17 protein-coding genes are annotated in these 18,490 nt (G+C 34.3%); 1 reads left to right on the top strand and 16 read right to left on the bottom strand.

Going from position 1 to position 18,490, the window contains the following annotated elements; translation table 11 throughout:
* Positions 1 to 58: 58 nt before the first annotated feature.
* The 4 genes from tenA to BMX09_RS04895 form a co-directional block, all read right to left on the bottom strand.
* Positions 59 to 724 carry a thiaminase II gene (tenA, locus tag BMX09_RS04910; RefSeq protein ID WP_089746589.1) on the bottom strand — a complete coding sequence of 222 codons (666 nt, stop codon included), beginning with the start codon at positions 722 to 724 and terminating at the stop codon, positions 59 to 61.
* Positions 725 to 1,481: 757 nt separating this feature from the next.
* Positions 1,482 to 2,168, bottom strand: a complete 687-nt coding sequence (locus tag BMX09_RS04905) for a hypothetical protein (protein WP_089746588.1) — start codon at positions 2,166 to 2,168, stop codon at positions 1,482 to 1,484.
* A 70-nt stretch (positions 2,169 to 2,238) separates the two neighbouring features.
* Positions 2,239 to 2,979, bottom strand: coding sequence for a peroxide stress protein YaaA (yaaA, locus tag BMX09_RS04900; RefSeq protein WP_089746587.1), 741 nt, complete (start codon positions 2,977 to 2,979; stop codon positions 2,239 to 2,241).
* Between the two features lie 218 nt (positions 2,980 to 3,197).
* Positions 3,198 to 3,941: a hypothetical protein gene (locus tag BMX09_RS04895; protein ID WP_089746586.1), complete on the bottom strand. Its 744-nt coding sequence runs from the start codon at positions 3,939 to 3,941 to the stop codon at positions 3,198 to 3,200.
* A gap of 370 nt (positions 3,942 to 4,311) precedes the next feature.
* Between BMX09_RS04895 and BMX09_RS04890 the strand changes: the two genes are divergently transcribed.
* Positions 4,312 to 4,848: a TetR family transcriptional regulator gene (locus tag BMX09_RS04890; RefSeq protein WP_089746585.1), complete on the top strand. Its 537-nt coding sequence runs from the start codon at positions 4,312 to 4,314 to the stop codon at positions 4,846 to 4,848.
* Positions 4,849 to 5,065: 217 nt separating this feature from the next.
* On the opposite strand, the gene BMX09_RS04885 is transcribed toward BMX09_RS04890, so the two are convergent.
* From BMX09_RS04885 to BMX09_RS09970, 12 genes are all read right to left on the bottom strand, one after another.
* A complete protein-coding gene (locus tag BMX09_RS04885; protein WP_089746584.1) occupies positions 5,066 to 5,956 on the bottom strand; it encodes a GGDEF domain-containing protein in 891 nt (296 codons plus the stop codon).
* On the bottom strand, positions 5,938 to 7,278 hold the full coding sequence (locus BMX09_RS04880; RefSeq protein WP_177159542.1) for an EAL domain-containing protein: 1,341 nt from the start codon (positions 7,276 to 7,278) through the stop codon (positions 5,938 to 5,940). Before BMX09_RS04880 ends, BMX09_RS04885 begins: the two co-directional genes overlap by 19 nt.
* A gap of 7 nt (positions 7,279 to 7,285) precedes the next feature.
* Positions 7,286 to 8,236, bottom strand: a complete 951-nt coding sequence (locus BMX09_RS04875; protein WP_089746582.1) for a bactofilin family protein — start codon at positions 8,234 to 8,236, stop codon at positions 7,286 to 7,288.
* Positions 8,236 to 9,561 (bottom strand): glycosyltransferase family 2 protein, encoded by a 1,326-nt coding sequence (locus BMX09_RS04870; RefSeq protein WP_089746581.1) that lies wholly within the window; start codon positions 9,559 to 9,561, stop codon positions 8,236 to 8,238. Before BMX09_RS04870 ends, BMX09_RS04875 begins: the two co-directional genes overlap by 1 nt.
* Complete coding sequence (locus BMX09_RS04865; RefSeq protein ID WP_089746580.1) at positions 9,546 to 10,325, bottom strand: hypothetical protein; 780 nt, start codon at positions 10,323 to 10,325, stop codon at positions 9,546 to 9,548. The genes BMX09_RS04870 and BMX09_RS04865 overlap by 16 nt, the downstream gene beginning before the upstream one ends.
* Positions 10,325 to 11,422 (bottom strand): non-hydrolyzing UDP-N-acetylglucosamine 2-epimerase, encoded by a 1,098-nt coding sequence (gene wecB / locus BMX09_RS04860; protein WP_089746579.1) that lies wholly within the window; start codon positions 11,420 to 11,422, stop codon positions 10,325 to 10,327. Before wecB ends, BMX09_RS04865 begins: the two co-directional genes overlap by 1 nt.
* A 311-nt stretch (positions 11,423 to 11,733) precedes the next feature.
* Positions 11,734 to 12,795 carry a zinc-dependent alcohol dehydrogenase family protein gene (locus BMX09_RS04855; RefSeq protein WP_089746578.1) on the bottom strand — a complete coding sequence of 354 codons (1,062 nt, stop codon included), beginning with the start codon at positions 12,793 to 12,795 and terminating at the stop codon, positions 11,734 to 11,736.
* A gap of 200 nt (positions 12,796 to 12,995) precedes the next feature.
* Positions 12,996 to 14,846 carry an LTA synthase family protein gene (locus tag BMX09_RS04850; protein ID WP_177159541.1) on the bottom strand — a complete coding sequence of 617 codons (1,851 nt, stop codon included), beginning with the start codon at positions 14,844 to 14,846 and terminating at the stop codon, positions 12,996 to 12,998.
* Between the two features lie 213 nt (positions 14,847 to 15,059).
* A complete protein-coding gene (locus tag BMX09_RS04845) occupies positions 15,060 to 15,809 on the bottom strand; it encodes a gamma-glutamyl-gamma-aminobutyrate hydrolase family protein (protein ID WP_177159540.1) in 750 nt (249 codons plus the stop codon).
* Between the two features lie 170 nt (positions 15,810 to 15,979).
* On the bottom strand, positions 15,980 to 16,504 hold the full coding sequence (locus BMX09_RS04840; protein WP_089746575.1) for a cysteine hydrolase family protein: 525 nt from the start codon (positions 16,502 to 16,504) through the stop codon (positions 15,980 to 15,982).
* 198 nt (positions 16,505 to 16,702) lie between these two features.
* On the bottom strand, positions 16,703 to 17,971 hold the full coding sequence (locus tag BMX09_RS04835) for a Y-family DNA polymerase (protein WP_218138919.1): 1,269 nt from the start codon (positions 17,969 to 17,971) through the stop codon (positions 16,703 to 16,705).
* Entirely contained in the window at positions 17,971 to 18,315 is a 345-nt protein-coding gene (locus tag BMX09_RS09970) for a hypothetical protein (protein WP_143054378.1), read from the bottom strand. Before BMX09_RS09970 ends, BMX09_RS04835 begins: the two co-directional genes overlap by 1 nt.
* Positions 18,316 to 18,490 lie beyond the last annotated feature (175 nt).

Genomic DNA, 18,490 nt, shown 5'->3' with positions numbered 1-18,490 from the left:
TCGTTCATAGTTTTTGTACTACTATTTGAAGGGAAGGTTTCATTTAGCAGTTGTTGCTTTATCCTTGTTGCCAAGCCATATCCCAAAAGTTCATCTCATGTTGACTACAATTTGTAAAGATGGTGGCTAATCTTTCACGTTTTTCAGCGGTAATGCCTTGCGCTAATTGATTAATGTGTTGAATTAATTCTTCATTTCCAAGTTGATATTCGGAGCAATAATACCCTTCAAACCACTCACCATAGCGTTCATCTTGCATGGCGGTTGGATAGATTTTAAGTGTTTCACGAGCGATATACGCATAACTCCACGAACAACTCAAAATCGCTACCAAACCGTCCAATACATCACCACTTTGAGCAGCCAAAAGCATATCATTAGTATAATTAATATTACTTGGATGCGGCTGAACCGACTGAATCTCTTCCTCACTTATCCCCAAGCGCTTCATATAGGGCACATGCACACGAAACGTCTCTTCAAAAATATCATTCATACTATCTAATAAGAACTTAATCTCCGAAAAATCATCCGCCTTGGAAAGCGTCACAGCAAACACCTTAATATACTCTTTCAAATAAAGATAATCCTGCAATAAATAATATGAAAACTTACGCTCCTCTAATTCACCAGTCGCCATCCCAATAATAAATGGATGCTCTAAATACCCTTGCCATAAATCCTCTACTTGATACAATAAATAATCTGATAATTTTCCACTCATTTTCCATTCCTCACAAACTAAGCCATCTCAACCATTTGTCCCCAATGATTGACCTGACTTTAAAAATATTATCCTATTGAACTTACTATTATGACACCTTTCCACCAAAATTCTATTATAAATTATCCCCCAAATCAAGCGTATCCCTCTCAAAAACAGCAAAGCAAAAAGGATTAAGTAATATTCCACAGTATTACTTAATCCTTTTGTCCTGAATAGCGCTATTCAAGGAGCGATGCTAAAACGAAATATAGGCTCATACTTTTGAGCATAACTTCTCTATAATAAGTGAAGTCTACTATCATTAATGAAGATTCTCTCCTCAAAGAAACTTAACAATGATCTGCGCATTCGTATGATCTAGCAGACTTAATAATTAGAGCTTATTTAGAATTATTATTGTCTACATCTTTATATTAAACTATCCCCTAACAGTAATGTCAACTTTTTTTATTTCTCGATAAATTTCCGACAAAAAAATTCCAGAAAACATTTTTTACAAAAACTATCGGCTTACCAAACAAATTAACTGTCTAAAAAACTTATTGCCTTACCAAAAAAGACATAAAACATCTCTCAAAGCCCCCTAAAGCAAAGTCTTAATAGATTTTTTGACAATTCTTTCGCCTACTACAAAGATGATAGCTTTATAGGCTCTAGTTCTGACCCCTAGTTCTGACACAGCCAAATCAATTGTCTCTACTAAAAAAACATAGAAGGCTAGCCTTTATAATTAACTAGACTCTATGTTTCCCCTTTAGGTCAGAGATAACACCTTATCTGGCAATTCAGTTAAGATGGCATTTACTTTTGCTTCCACATTCGTATATAACTTTAATTCCTCTTCTTTTGATAACTCAGCTGGATCAATAATATCAATCTTTTGATAATTAGGCTTCACTAAGGTCGCAATTTGCTTATCATCTAAAAATAATTCCATACCATTCTCATCAACTTTAATGGATAAATCTACTTCTTCCCAAGGCGTTAAAATTGCACTTGGCTTTTTCCAAACATGACGCTTAATGGTATAGACACCCTTTGTAGTACAAATAAACTTAATACCTGTAATCTTTCTAAAATAAGCCAAAACATCACCATCAACCTCGAAATTTTGTTCTTTATTTTTAATCCAAAAATCTCTTGATGAATGAAATGATATACCTTCCAATGGCATTAAAATATCACTCCAATCGTCCGCTTCTTCTGGAATGAAAATAAAGTCTACATGATTTTCTACTAGGGGACGCCATAAAGACTCCCATAAAATCCATGATGAGCGTTGGTATAAATCAGTATCTACATATGTCTCATATTCACTATCGCTAAACTTTATATACTCAAGAAATTCTTTTTGGGGATGGTCAAAATCTGCTAGCGTTAATTCAACATCATCTGAAAATGCCGCCTCTTTGAATTCTGTGTAAAATTTTGTATTTTCCATAATTCCTCCTCAAAAACATCTCTTATATTATAAAGAAACAATAGCGATTATTCAATGTTTGCAACAAGAATTATTTGATAAAAACATATTTTTCTTGATTTGAAAGCCCTTCATCATATTTGTAGCCTAAATAATTGAAGTTTTTCACACCTTTCAGGCTATCAATTTTGTTTTCAGCTAGGTAACGAATCATTTCGCCACGTGCCATTTTGGCATAGGTAGCTTTTTGTTTTAGTGTGCCATCAACCATTTCTGCAAAGACGCAGGTAATCATTTTGTCGGTTGGTTGCAAATATTTTTCGATGCATTTTGAATATTCTTTTGAAGCGAGATTAATAATGATGCCTGATTCATCACGAATAGCTTGATATAGTCTATCACCCCAATAATGATATAATCCCTTTATGCCGTTTATTTTGGTTTTGGCTTGCATTTCTAGGCGGTAAGGAGTAATGCCGTCTAAAGGTTTTAAAACGCCGTAAAAAGCTGATAAGACTCTCACATTATCTTCCACATATTGAAAACTCTCCTCGTCAAATACGGTCGGTGCCATATATTGATATTGAATCCCTTCATACGCTAAGATTGCCGGTGTTAAACGGCTTGTTAAGTCCATCTCTTTCAAGCGTTCAACATTTTGCTGGGTAATCTTATCATTTGTATTCCATAAATCTTTTAATTCTTGATAACTTAAGCTTTGGAGATAGTCTTTTATCTCTTTTGTATTGGCTAAAAATTGTGGCAAATCTCGATAAGGAATCGCATCCTCATCTACTTTCATCTTTTTAGCTGGAGAAATAATCATTTTCATTGTTTAGCATCCTTTCTAGGCTTTATCTTCTATAGCATAATTTATTTTGATTGAAATTGCCAGAATTGGATACCCAAATGGGTGAACTACACACTAAGCTAAAGCTTCAGAGATTTCTTGGCACTATTTTTAAATACCTCATCGGTGAAAGTTCTTTCACATAATGATGGGGATTGGTACACGTGGCAACTCTCTATTTTTTCACATTTATCTATACACTACTGTTTGTTTATCGTTAGCTTTATGCGTTCCTTTGTATAGTAGTCAATTTGTTGTTCATATGGCAAATTCACCAGTAAGTCTTTTTCGATGGCTCTTTGGTGTCCAGTTGCTTGTATCTCTTCTTTAATATTGTTTAATGTGGTTAAGTGTTGCACTTTTTCTTTATTTAGTTTAGCAGTCTTTTCCAGATATTCACTTAGGTAAGTCCCAAACATAGCAACTTCTTGACGGGCTTTATGTTGTTTATCGGCTGAATAATTATCTTCTTGTATGATTTTTTGATAATTTGGTTTGCAGTTGATAAGCATTGGCTCTTGCAATTGTTGTTGGATTTGCTGTTCTTTTTCTTGATAGGTAGTGATAAGTGTTTGTTTTTTGACTAATAAGTTAGCAGACATTTCTTCATGCAGTGGCTCTTCTGTTAACTCTTTCTCTATTTGTTGCAGTTCTTTTGTTAGTTGAAGGAGTTCTTGTTTAAGATAGAGACAATCTTCCATAATAATGGTCGCTTGAGCATAATCTTTTGTTGTCTCTAATAGTTGGATATCCTTGGCGAGCTGGGTTAATGCTTGGCAGACCTCACTTAATTGATTCACTTGATGATAATACTTTGCTGAAGCTAATTGATAGTTCAATAAGCGCAATTGCTGTGATGAGTCGATTGCTTCTTGCTCGCTATCGCTTATAATGATTGATTTTTCTGATATATCTTTATCTGATATTTTACTACTTTTATCCATAAAAATTCCACCTTCCTATAGAAAACCCTTACAGCATAATCATAGCACTGATACCCTACAGAATACAATCCCCTATTACCAATCTCAAAAAACTTCTACACTAAATACGCTTTGTGGTGGCATATAAGGCTGGTATTATTTATTATAAACAAAACCACCCAGCGAAATACTCGCCTAGTAGAGTGCCTGATATGATTATATTGCCATGTATAGATTGTACCCATTACTTTTTATAGTCCATCTCACAATCATTTTATTAGATAACTTTTAGTACTAAATGTGAAGAAATTCCAAATTTTACCTTTAAGCGATTAAAATACGTGTGAAAACAATTTCTCTTCATGTATAATGCTTTTTACGGAGGGATAAAATGAAAAAAACAATGATCACAAAAATGAAAATCGCCCATTCACTTAAACAATTGTTGTTAAGCAAAGACTTCAAAAAAATTACTACTGAAGATATTGCTCAACATGCTGGTGTAAGACGACAAACTTTTTATAATCATTTTTTGGATAAATACCAAGTCGTTGAATGGATTTTTATTTCTGAATTAGAAGAGATTTTCGCAAAAAAAGCTAAACCAGTCGCTTGGCAAGAGGTGTTAGCGATTCTTTTACAGTATTTAGATGAGCAAAAAGTTTTCTATCAAAAAGCTTTTGAAATTGATGGGCAAAATGCTTTTAGAACGTCATTTCAGCACTATTGTTTAGAGATTCTTGACTACTGCTATAAAAATGAACATCACCATCATCAAGCGCAGTCAGCAATACTTATCCAACATTTATTGGATTATCATACGCTCGCTTTTAGTCTATTCATTAAAGAAAAAATCTATCAAGAAGAAGCGCTATCTCAGTATCACTTCATGTTATGTAGCATATTGGAAAAACAATTCAAACAATAATTTAAAGGGGGGATACCCTCTTTTTTAGCTTCTATGATATCTCATATCTTCAATGGAGAATCTATTTTAGATAGGAAACCTATCTGCATTATGCAGCACTATGCATTCATGGAAACTACACACTAAGCTAAAGTTTCGGAGGTTTCTTGGCACTAACTTTAAATCCACCACTTGCCCTATCTCAAAAAAAATAGGCCCCACATTGGAACCTACTCTTTTATTCTCTTATTTCTTTTTGATGCTTTTCATAAATTTTAACAGTATCACGCTGTTCTTTGGCAATATATAACATATCATCGGCTAATACTAATGATTCACGGATATCTCCTGGAGTCGCTACTGCACCTAAACTGATTGTCATTTTTAGCTCTGGATATTCTTCAAAGCGAATATAACTAGCATCTTCTTTAATTTGTGTTAACTTTTCTTCAAGAATATGAATTGGAATATTTTCTAATACTAAGACAAATTCATCGCCTCCCATACGAATAAGGCGGTCTGTTCCACGAATATTAGACTGAATGCAAGATACTAAAGCTTGTAATGCCATATCTCCTGCTGTATGTCCAAATGTATCATTCAATGTCTTAAACTTATCAATATCAATCATAACAACGGCTGCATCACGAGCAATTTTAAGATGTTGCTCATTGAAGTAACGGCGATTATAAGCACCAGTTAATTCATCTTTATAAATTTTATCATTAAACTGATTCATTAAATCTACAAAGCCATCCTTACCATATGCATCAAATAAGACATCATCATGAATCTCCTTCACTAATTCAATGACATATTCTTCACCACGGTACTTAATATACTGTGACATAACAAAAAATACGTCACGATGAATAAATTCAAACTTGCTAGTTGTTCTCTTAGTAGCTAAACTTTTAGCTGAAATACAATTCTCACAACGATGATCTTTTTCCCATACCGCATAACAGCGATACTCATCAGGAACTAATTGGCCTTCTTCATTTAATTCATATTGAATCGTTAAGCTTGCATCTACCACACGTACGATATCAAATATCCTTCTCAATGATGTAATAGTATTCTTTAATTCTTCAAATGTTAATTCATGTGTTAGTTGTTCTTGGGACATTGGTTTTCCTCCTCTTCCATATTAATAGCAAAAAATTTATTGATAAATTCATCAGAAGTACACGGTTTACTAAAATGATATCCTTGGTAAAATGAGGCGCCTAGTTTCTTCATTTTATCAAACACCTCTCTATCTTCAATACCTTCAACGCAAAGCTTTAAATCTAAATGTTGTACAACACTGTTAATCGCTTCTAAAATCTTAAAATGGCGTTCACTTTGCATTGCTTGTTGAGTAATAATATAATCAACTTTCAGCAAATCTGGCTTGATGTCTTCAATATAATGGAAATTGGAAAATCCTGTACCGAAATCATCTAAACTAATGAATACCCCAGCTTTTTTTAACCCCTGCCATAAATGTTGAATATTTTTATCTGTTTCTAACAAACCACTTTCTGTTAATTCGATACTTAAATTACCTGCTGGTACTTCAAATTCTTCTAATGTCTCTAAAATATAATCTAATCTTGTATAATCACTAGCTTCAATGTACGACATATTGACCGAAATAACAAATTTTGGATCAAAAATCCGTACATGATTGCAAAATTCTAAGGCTTTTTTTAATGTCCATCTTCCAACCAGAATAATTAAACCTGTTTCTTCTAATAAATCAATTAATAAACCAGGATTAATCGTGACATCATCCTTTTGAAAACGTAATAAAGCTTCAGCTGCTCTAATCTGTCCTTCATGATTTGCAATTGGTTGAAAATTAACTATAAAGCCATCAAAATCATCATTTACTGCTTTTTGTAGCATTAATTTTAAGTGATGATTACTAACTCTTTCATAATAATCCTTAATACAAAAAGAATAATATTCATTTGGTCCTTTCTTTTTAGCAGTTTCAAGAGTGAATTCAGAACATTTTAAAATTTCATCAAAAGTAATTTCTGTTCCATCAACATAAAATATCCCGCCACAAACTGAAAATGAAAAACAATATTCATGTTTAATAATTAAATTCGTAATCTCTTGTTGAATCTTTTTATATAAAGTTTCAGCTGAACACATATTGTCTTTAGGACTAATAATAATAAATTCACCACCACTTAAACAATAGACTTTTTGTTGTGGATCTAATACATGACTAATACATTGATGAGTATATTCAATTAAGACATCGCCATGTGAATTCCCACGAGCTGCATTAATACCACGAAGGTTATCAATATCTAAGCGTAAGAGATAGCCGTCATATTCAATCGTTTCCAAATCTTTTTTGATATATTTCTCAATTTCTAGCTTTTCTATGCCTTTTTCTTTTCTTATATTTGATAAATAATTAATACATTCTTCTATTTTTTTTTCATTCATTCTTTCGTTACCCCTTTTTACAACCACCTTTTTCACAACTAATATATCCATAAATTATGCAATTAGGGTTTAAGATTACTGTACCACGAGCGATTACTGAACGAATTGCGCCGCTTTGTCCAATAATACTTCCTTCACCGATTTCGATTGATTCTTGTGAAAAGATTGTACCATAAATGAGACAGTTTTTCCCAATTGTAATATTGCCATCTGCAAAGACATTCCCCTTCATAATCGTATTATCTTCAATTACGATATCTTTATATGAGCGAATATCGCCTATGAATTTGGTATTTTTTTTGAGTGTTATACTTGATTTGGAGATATAGTCTTCTTTTGTCACAATACTCTTAAAATCAAACAAACAATCTTCTAAACCTTCACCACAATGGATACTAGGCGCATACAGTCTTCTAAACTCTACACGACCTGTTAAGGTAATCTTGTGTTGTGAACTAGCACTTTTACCTAAATCACAGCCATCCGTTGCAACTAAATGTTCTTTTGCATCAACCCATCCATCAACAATAACAGGCTTTTTTAAATAAATACTTTCTTGTGCATACATTGTGTCACAAACTACTTCAGAATCACAAATCATAATATTCTTTTTAGCATAGACGGCTTTTTTTAAAGTTGTAACATTACTTGGTACCAACAAATCTTTATCAAAGGCCAATACTAAGCGATCGACACTATTAGAAAAATTACTATCAGTATCACTATTGATAAATTTTTCTTCTTTACCATTTATTGTAATCTTACTTTTTTCACAATTAATCACTGCATTATCAATCATTTTATTGAAGTTATTCGCAAAAAAACGCGGATCTCTTGTTTTATTTTGATTGATATACATTGGTTCAGCTGGCTTTTTCACATGGTATAAAAATGCAATCCCCACTGGTAAACTTAACATGCAAAAAAAGATTGCTGCATATAAATAGATTAAATCCACTAGCTTCTTCCCCCTTTATTGGAGTTTTCTTTAGTCGATTTATCAGTTTCAAGCGTAGGCTCATCTTTCTTTTCATCAAGGAAACGTTGCGTCTTAGCCCATTTTACCGTACGTTTGGTAAAAGCATCGACAATCGCATCAATAACTCCCATACTAATATGCCACATATAAAAATAAAAATTAAAAATTAACATTGGTAATAATAAAATTTCGCCCCATAAACCATCTAACAATAAGGCGGTCCCTATTTGGAAGAATGGCGCAAAATTACCAAATGAAGAATACACTCCTAAGAATAAAATAACCCACCACGCTGAAAATAAATTCATACTACCTGCAAAGAATAAAATAATCGAATCAATTTTTCCAATTAATAATAATAATGGCATTGTATAAATCAATAACAACATCATTGCATCGATTTTTTCTAGGAAATTCATTGATGGATTCCGTAAGGTCTTAAAGAAATATCTAAACAATACTTGATTATGTCCACGTGCCCAACGACGAATCTGCTTAGCACGTACGGTATAAGTTTCAGGTGATTCTTCATAACATTCGGCTGAATTGGCATAAATCACACGATACCCATTCGTAAACAAACGTAAGGTTAATTCCGTATCTTCTGCCAAAACATCCGTATTAAACCCACCTAATTCTAACATAACATCCTTACGAAAACCACCTACAGTCCCGCCATATTGTGGTACTAAATTCAAATTATAACGTGCTTGTTGGTCAACTTGATACCCACCACTACGCTCAATATTCAATAAGCGAGTTAATAAGTTCTTCCCTGTATTATAAGGAATCACTCGCCCCATAACAGCTCCAACATGTGGATCTTCAAAGGCAACCGTTAATTGTCTTAAAATATCTTTTGCTGGACGATAATCCGCATCAAATACTAAAATAATCTCACCTGTCGCCAATTCCATCGCATCATTTAATCCAGCTGGTTTGCCTCGGTTGGGACTATTGCGGTGTAATGGCTTAATAAAATCATACTCCGCTGCATATTTGTCTAGTAATTCCTTGGTTCTATCACTTGAATTATCATTAATTGGAATAATCTCCATATAATCTTGATCATAATCACATTCTAATAAAGAATCCAAACAATTATGCAATACTAATTCTTCATTATACATAGGAATTAAGATTGAAATACGCTTTGGTTCACTTGTCATAATATCTTGATAATACATCTTCTGTCTTGACAATAGACGGTTAAATGAGAATATATAGTGTCTAAATGTATAGGCAATTAATAATACCATTAACACTACCATATATCCTTTTAATATACTTAATACCACTCCCATTGATTCTCTCCTTCACTTCCATCATATATCTTAATTAATTTGTTAATCAAAATCCCATAAAATTCTACTAAATATAAAAAGTCAAATAATGGTCCTAAAGTGAAAAACATGAAATACATATACACAGTTGAATATTTCGATAAAACATATAAAAAGACTATATAACGCACTACTCCAAATACAAAAGAATAGCCCCCTAATAAAAATGTTGATAATAACTTATAACGATATCCTTTTTCACCAATAAATGCCGTTGTAACACCATAAATGATAATAAAGGCAATCCAAATACCTAATTGCTGCTTCATATATAATTGTGAAAAATCATTAATCGAATATGGAAAATCAGCAGCCTTAAAATAAAAATAAATACAATTAATTAAAAAACCTAATCCCTCAAAAAAACAAAACATAAAAAATGGAACATTATGCCTTCTACCTGTTACGCAAATAATTAAAATTAAAATAGTCGCAATAATTTGCACTTCTAAATAATAAGGCGATATTACAGAAGCTTTTAAGTCCACATAAGAAATTAGCCCCATAAATGAAAATGTCGTCTCATGAATGCTTGGTGAGGCTGATGGTAGCACCTGATTCAATGCACCAATCACAGTATTTGATACAAAATTGGTAAATGTTCCGATATTTCGATATAGATAATATAATGGAATAAATACCGTTACCAATAAATATAGTCCGCTTTTAATATAATTATTCTTCAAGCGTCTATAAGTTCTTGGATAATATACTTGTCGTTTCATTATAGGTTAGCCTCCAAAATATCCGCAATATACTTCGACGCAAAGCCATCCCCATATGGATTCTTAGCATGATGCATTCTCTGATATTCTTCTGGATTTTCTAGTAATTCCTTCATCTCATGGTAGATACGCTCTTCATCAGTACCAACTAACTTCAGACTGCCTGATTTAACGCCTTCACTGCGCTCTGTCTTATCACGCATCACAAGAACCGGCTTCCCAATAGAACATGCTTCTTCTTGAATACCACCGCTATCCGTTAAAATTAGATAACTCTGATCCATAAAATGATGGAAATCTACTACATCTAATGGCTCAATCAAACGAATACGATCCACCCCAGCGAATTCTTCTGCAGCAATCTGTCTAACAACTGGATTCATATGAATAGGATAGACGACCTTACAATCTGGATGCTCTTCAATCACTCGCTTAATCGCTCTAAACATATGACGCATCGGCTCTCCAATACTTTCACGACGATGAGCTGTCAATAAGATTAATCTTGAATCCTTCGCCCACTCAATTGCCTCATGTGAATGCTCTTTAGAAATCGTTATCTTAATCGCATCAACCACCGTATTCCCCGTCACATAAATATTATCCTTATTCTTTCCTTCTGCTATTAAATTCTCTGCTGACTCTTCTGTAGGCGCAAAATGATACTTCGCCACTAAGCCGACTGCCTGACGATTAAACTCTTCCGGAAACGGTGAATAAATATCATGCGTACGCAACCCTGCCTCTACATGACCGATTGGAATTTGACGATAAAATCCTGCCAAGGCTGCTACAAATGATGTTGTCGTATCACCATGCACTAAAATAACATCTGGCTTAACTTCATCCAAAACTTCACCTAAGAGGTTCAATATTTTAGCAGTAACTCCTTCTAATGTTTGATTTTTAGTCATAATAGCTAAGTTGTAATCTGGTTTTACATCAAAAACTGTCAAAACTTGTTCCAACATCTCCTTATGTTGACCAGTCACACAGACTGTTGTTTCAAACCCTTTTCTCCCTTTTAATTCGTTAACTAACGGACACATTTTGATTGCTTCTGGTCGTGTTCCGAAAATTAAAAGTACCTTTTTCATATATATTCCTCCCTAACTACAAGTGACTCATCTTACTATTATATATTTTTATTAAATTTTTAGCAATAAATACCACTCTTGTTGTCACTATATCTTTAGTTGAAAGACATATTTTGGACACTCAACACCTTATTTTATGGTTTCAGTCCTTTATTCTACTCTCATTATAATATGTTCTTTATTTTTCATCAAATTTTGTGATTTATTCCTATCGTGTTTCTGAAAACTAAGTTAAAAAAGCATTAGAAACGCCATTTTGTGACATTCCTAATGCTTTTTGATATTTTATTCTATTTTTTGGTTAGTACTGTCTATTTGTGAACTTGGGTAATATCATTTTCAATAATGACTTTTAGAGCATTGTTTTCGCCGGCATTTTGGAAGACTTCATAAGCTTTATCAATTTCAGATAATTTGAAATGATGCGTTACTAATTGTGTTGCATCGATCTTACCGCTTTCTAATACATCCAATAATAATTCCGTTGTATTAGCATTTACTAAGCCGGTTGATAAGGTAATATTTTTGATCCATAAATCTTGTAAATCAAATTGAACTGGTTTGCCGTGAACACCTAAGTTTGAGATGTGACCACCAATTGAAATGATTTTTTGGCAGATATCAAATGTTTGCGGATAGCCAACACATTCCATTGAGATATCAACGCCGTGTCCGTCAGTAATGTCATCAATTTGTGCTTTTACTGATTCAAGATCTGTTGACACGATTGTATGCGTTGCGCCGAATTTTTTAGCGGCTTCTAAGCGTGATTCTGATAAATCAATCATAATAATCTTAGCTGGGGAGTAGAATTGAACAGTTAATAATGCTGATAAGCCAATTGGGCCAGCACCTACAATACATACTGTATCACCAGGCTTAACGTGTGAAGGTTGCACACCGATTTCATATGATGTCGGTAAAATATCTGATAACATTACTAAAGCATCATCTGAGACTGTTGATGGCGCATGATATAAACTCCCATCAGCTCTTGGAATATGAACATATTCTGCTTGAGTACCATCAATTAAATGTCCCAAAATCCAACCACCATCATCACAGTGACTTGGTAATTGACGCTTACAATGATAGCAAGTATTGCATGCTGTCACACAAGAAATAATAACTTTATCTCCCACCTTAAAGTTATTAACTGCTGAACCAACTTCTTCGACAATCCCAATACCTTCATGTCCTAATGTTGTTCCTGGTTGACAAGCTGGAACATGACCACCCAAAATATGTAAATCTGTTCCACATATAGTTGTTTTTACCAAACGTACGACTGCATCAGTTGGCTTTTCAATAGTTGGTTTTGGCTTTTCAGTTAATCCAAATTCCCCTGGTCCTAAGTATGTGTTTGCTTTCATTCTAACATCTCCCTTGTTTATGAATTCTTTATATAGAGGTATTCTAACAGATTCATGAAAACGTTGTCAATTATTTATATAAAAAAATATTCTACTTTTTTCTACTTTTAGTGTAGCATAAAGGTTCTCTTAATATGATAAATATATTTTTTCTATATATACTAAAAAAAACGAAGAGACCGCAGCCCCCTCGCAAAATTTTATTCTTTAACCTTTGCTTTCATATCTTCAAAGAGATGGATTTTTTCTTTGCCATCATCGATAATCTCTTTATTAAAATAATCACTTCTGGCACTTAATTCATTATTTAATCTTTTTTCACCAAATTGTTCAATTAAAGTTGGCTCATTTGAAAATAAATTCGTTCCTAAGCCTAAGTGATTTCCTGGAATAGTAACCCCCATTGCCGCTAAAATCGTTGGATAGAAATCAAATGGCGCATAGTCACGATGATGATTATGAGTCGTTGTTGTTGCCGGATTTAAAATAACATTAAAGATAGTTCTTTCATAATTGGGATCAAAATCCTCAAAGAAATGCTTATCCATACTTAAATGATCCCCCGTTAAGATAATCGTTGTATCGTCGTAAAAGGGTTGTTCTTGAATCCAACGTACTAATTTGGCTACTTCTTTTGAACTATAAGCAATCACATTCGCATATTGTTGGTCGTATTTTTGTTCAGCTTTCGGATCTAAATAGCCATCCGGGAAGTGCGTATCCCCATTCTCCATCGTAAAGTTAAATGGTTCACCTTCACTTGCTAAGCGTGTAATCTCTTCTTTTGCATATTGATATAGCTTTTCATCTTCAAAGCCCCACCAAACATAATAATCTTTTGGAATTAAGCCTTGTTTAATTGCGTAGTTATAATCAAATAACTTATAGTGCCCATGATTCGTATAATACGTATCCACCGCTGCAAAGACGGCACTTGAACCAATCATTAATGTCTGATTATAACCTTCCTTTGCCAAAATATCTCCCAAAGTAATCGCCCCAGGATAAAAGTCTTTCCCCATATTCGCTTGATTCAATTGCATTGAGAACTTAAGCGGTAAACCAGATGTCATATTCACCATTGATGCCATTGACCATGATGAACCATATGTTTGATGTGGGCCACCCATTTTATCACTATGAGAAAAGTTAACCCCTTCTTTGGCTAGCTCGGTTAATTCTGGCATTAAGTTTTCATCCATATAGCCGCCTAATTCCTTCGATAAGTAAGATGTCTCCACCGATTCCAAATAAATATGAATTAAATTACGTTTTTTCGTTGGGAACTGCAAATCTAGCTCTTTAGGAGAGACATAATGCTCCTCAATAAATTCTGACTCTACATTTTGCGCATAGTATATCTCATTCAATTGCAAGGTCACTAAGCAATACTTCATCCCCCAGATACCCACTCCAAGCATCACCATACTAGCAACAAGTTGAATCGCATGACGTAATGAATACTTGGCTGTTACATTTTTTCTAGGAATAAATCTTGCTATCATTAAGATTAATACACCCGTCACCGTCAATACTAAGACAGGCAAAGCAATATCATTCATAATACTATAGGAGACATCTGTACCACTTGCTCCATCCACTGGCGAAATCAAATTAAACAAAATCTGTTCTGAAGTGACACCTTCAACTTCTTGCAAGAACCAATCCGTCATAAAGATACCCACCAAACCAAGAATATACACTAGCACCGCAACCACATAAAAAATCAAACTCTTCTTATGTTGAGTTTTACTAGTTAATCTCTCGCGCCAATATTTTTGGAACACACCATATTCAATCACGACTAATAAAGCCCCAACCGCCACTGTTAATAATATATAACAAAGCACAAAGCCCACTGAGCCAAACGTACTCGGTGAAATCACTTGCCTAAAGTTCATACCATATCTAAAAAAAGCTAATACATAAACATTACTAACAATTCCATATAAGAAAAAGTTTTTGATATAACCTAATTTCCCTTTTTTATTATCTTTAAAAAAGTAATAGTCTGCTAACATGACGATTAATGTTGGCAGTACTATACTCATAATCATTATTATCATCTTTATCTAGCCCTCTTTTATCTATTTATTTTTTATTTATATACTAATTTTATCTATACTTCATTATTATACATCATCTCGCAAAGTTTTGTATTAAGAAACAAAAAAAAACTAATCTAGCCCTCCATTAGAACTAAATTAGCTTTCTTCTTACTAAACTATCTATTAATACATTACCGAGGATTCCTGCTATCCATCCTAAATAACTTCCGATTCTTCTAAATATAGCTTATACTTTTGAACATTTGCAATAAAATCAGTAAAAATATTATTCATTAATGGCTCTGTTTGTAGCAGGAATTCTGGATGCCATTGAATACCAATGATATTAATACGACTTTCGATAGCTTCAAAGGCTTCAATTGTCCCATCACTTGCCCAGGCGCTTGCTTTGAATGGTGTCGCTAAGTCTTTTACTGCTTGATGATGATATGAATTCACCTGTAATTGGCTTGTTTGATTCAGAATTTGAAATAATTCACTAGTTGGATTAATAGTAACTGAATGACTAACCTGAGTCAAATCAAACTTCTGACGATGAATAACCGTCGCATCAGGAGCATCAAGCTCTTGATATAATGTCCCTCCAAAAGCAACATTCACAATCTGCATCCCCCGACATATCGCTAAAATCGGCTTATTTTGACGATATGCTTCACGAATCAAAGCAATCTCAAATAAATCACGCTGATAACAACTATCTGAATCCATCTGCACTTCTTTTTCACCATATAAGTGTGCACTAACATCTTGCCCACCCGTTACCAAAAGTCCATCCACACGATTGATATATTCTCTTGCATTCGTTGGCGAACCAATTGGAATAATAATCGGTGATGCATCTCTATTCTGAATAATGTGAACAATATCATTCGACGTATATGATATCTGCCGTTCATCTTCTCCTATTATCGACAATTTTTTATTGCCTGTTATACCAATAAACACCCCATCAACAATACACCTCTTCTATCTATTTATTAGCTTTTACAATCCTTATAAAAAACTTATCCATATCATGCCACACTTTATCATATTTTGCAAAAAAATCAGCTCTAATTCGTGTAACAATCATTCCCTAGCCACCATGAATGAACTTATCTCACCTAAAAAACTCTCTATCCAATAATATCAATCTGGCAAGAGCGCATCGTATCTAAGGCTGCTTGATGCTTTTCGGGCGTTGATCCGGCACAACAACTAGCATCGACGATTATCTTAGTATTGGGTAAATACGCTTTTAATAGTAAAGCATTAGACACTACACAAATATCAGTACACAAACCAACTAATTCTAGTTCAATTGGCTCTTTACCAGCTAATTCTTGCATATATTGTGCCAAACGAACGGATCCAAATGTCTGCTTATCAAAAATATGCTGCTGTAATACTAAATCTGCTAATGACTGATAAATCTCCCAGCCCTTCGTATCTTTTTGACAATGAATAATGGGGAGCTTTTGCCCTTCCATCGTTGAAAGATAGTCTGGTCCATGCGTATCACGTGTCGCATAGACTTGTTCTTTAGGATATGATTGAATCTTTTCTGTAACCTGCTCAATAATTCCTAAAGCTTCTTTTGAGCCTAATGATCCACTAACAAAATCCACTTGCATATCAATGACGACTAATATTCTTTGCACTTTTTTTCCTCCAATATTATCACTAACTTCTCACTATTCTCTTCCATCAGTCCTTTTACTTAGTTTGATTATGCCATCTTCTATAGTATTTGCAAGTATCTTGTCTCGAAAAACTATTGTGTCACTGCTTGTAAGCTCTTATTGAACTAGCATTAACGTTTATGGCCACCTAATTTGTAAGTACTTATTGAACTAGCATTATCGTCTATGTCCACCTAGTAAATTAGCCCGCTCAATAGCCGTCGCACCCTTTGTTAGACTACTGGCGTGAATGAGACTAGTAATACCGTAACGTGCTTGAATTTTGTCGACAATCTTATCGAGGTCATCTTGCTGGATTTGCTTTTGGGGTGCTTCAAAGAGATTCAACTGCAGACTCTCTTTAGGGACTAACTTACCTGCTGTTAAAGCAACGGTTCGCACAGGCTGGCCTTGGTAGTACTTCTCGAATAATTCTGTGAAATACGCCTCTAAAACACTCGATTGATTGGTCTTATAAATCGTCATCTGATGGGAAAATCCCTTTTCGACAATATCACGACTATAGCCAATCATTAAATGAATACACCGCGTCTCTACCTGATGCTTCCTTAACCTTTTAGCTAACTGCCCAGCCATCTCGTGAATAATCACCTTAACTTGAGAGGCTTCCAGATAATCATGGGGCAACACCTGACTCAAACCATAACTCTTCTCTTTAGGCGCCTCACGCTTCGATAAAATCGACTGATCAATGCCATTCGCATGATGATACAATTCCAGACCCATCACGCCAAATTGACGCTTTAAAACTTCTGGATTGGCATTAGCTAATTGCTTAACACTAGTGATTCCTAGGCGTTCCAAACGTTGAGCCGTCTTCTTACCAATGCCCCACATATTAGTAATCGGTCTAATCTGCCATAACTTTTCTGGCACATCTTGATAATGCCAAGTCGCAATATAGGGCGGATAATTCTTAGCTTCATTATCAAGACATAACTTCGCCAACAAAGGATTATCCCCAATCCCGATACATAAAGGAATTTTATACTTCTGCCAGACTTCTTGTTGAATCTTTTTGGCAATCTCTTCATTACTACCAAACAATTTATGACTACCACTCACATCAATAAAGCTCTCATCAATCGAATACGGATACCAATACTCATCACTCGTATACTTTTTGAACACCTCATTAATCAAGCCATTCACCTTCAGATACAACCCCATACGAGGTGGCACAATCTTAATCCTCTTATCATACTTTGGAACTTGAAACATACGGCTCCCCGTCTTAATGCCATACTCACTCTTCATCTTAGGAGTTGACGCCAACACCAAACCACCCTTTCTATCCGCATGACTCACCACACAAAGATAAGACGTCAAAGGATTCAGCCCCAGCTTCACCGACTCGACAGATGCAAAAAACGACTTACAATCAATACACATAATATCACGCTTGGGATACTCTTTATAATCCATTAATCGACAAACCACGGCTGACTAGCTTGGACACGAACGGCCTCAATACTTGCTAATTGATAAGACTTCCAACGCCCATCCTTTTGAAAGACAATCCGATCATCCAATAAGCCTTCTACCTTCCCATGAAATTGATAGACATCACCACCCACCGAACGCATCCGCAATTGCACCAAAATCGGTAAATTCTTACGCCAAGCATCATATATATAGCGACTCTTCTCATCATCACTTTGCTCTTCTAGGACTACTAATGGCTCTTCTTTTTCAGCTAATTGTTCACTATGCTCAGATAAAAAGAATCCTTGCCACTTCTTCATCCCACGATCTTGATAGTTATTCATCTATAATTCCTCCAATACTTGTTTGTTTACATCTCTATTATACGAACATACATTCGCATTGTAAAGGGATAAATAATTTTGGTTCTACAATAAATGATGTTGTTGAAGAAATTCTTCAATGGCATCATTTATTTTTTTATACACAAAAAGCATCTGATGCCCTATAATAAAATCG

The sequence above is a fragment of the Granulicatella balaenopterae genome (genome assembly GCF_900111135.1).
Lineage (GTDB): Bacteria > Bacillota > Bacilli > Lactobacillales > Aerococcaceae > Granulicatella > Granulicatella balaenopterae.
This window is presented reverse-complemented; position numbering and strand designations above follow the sequence as displayed.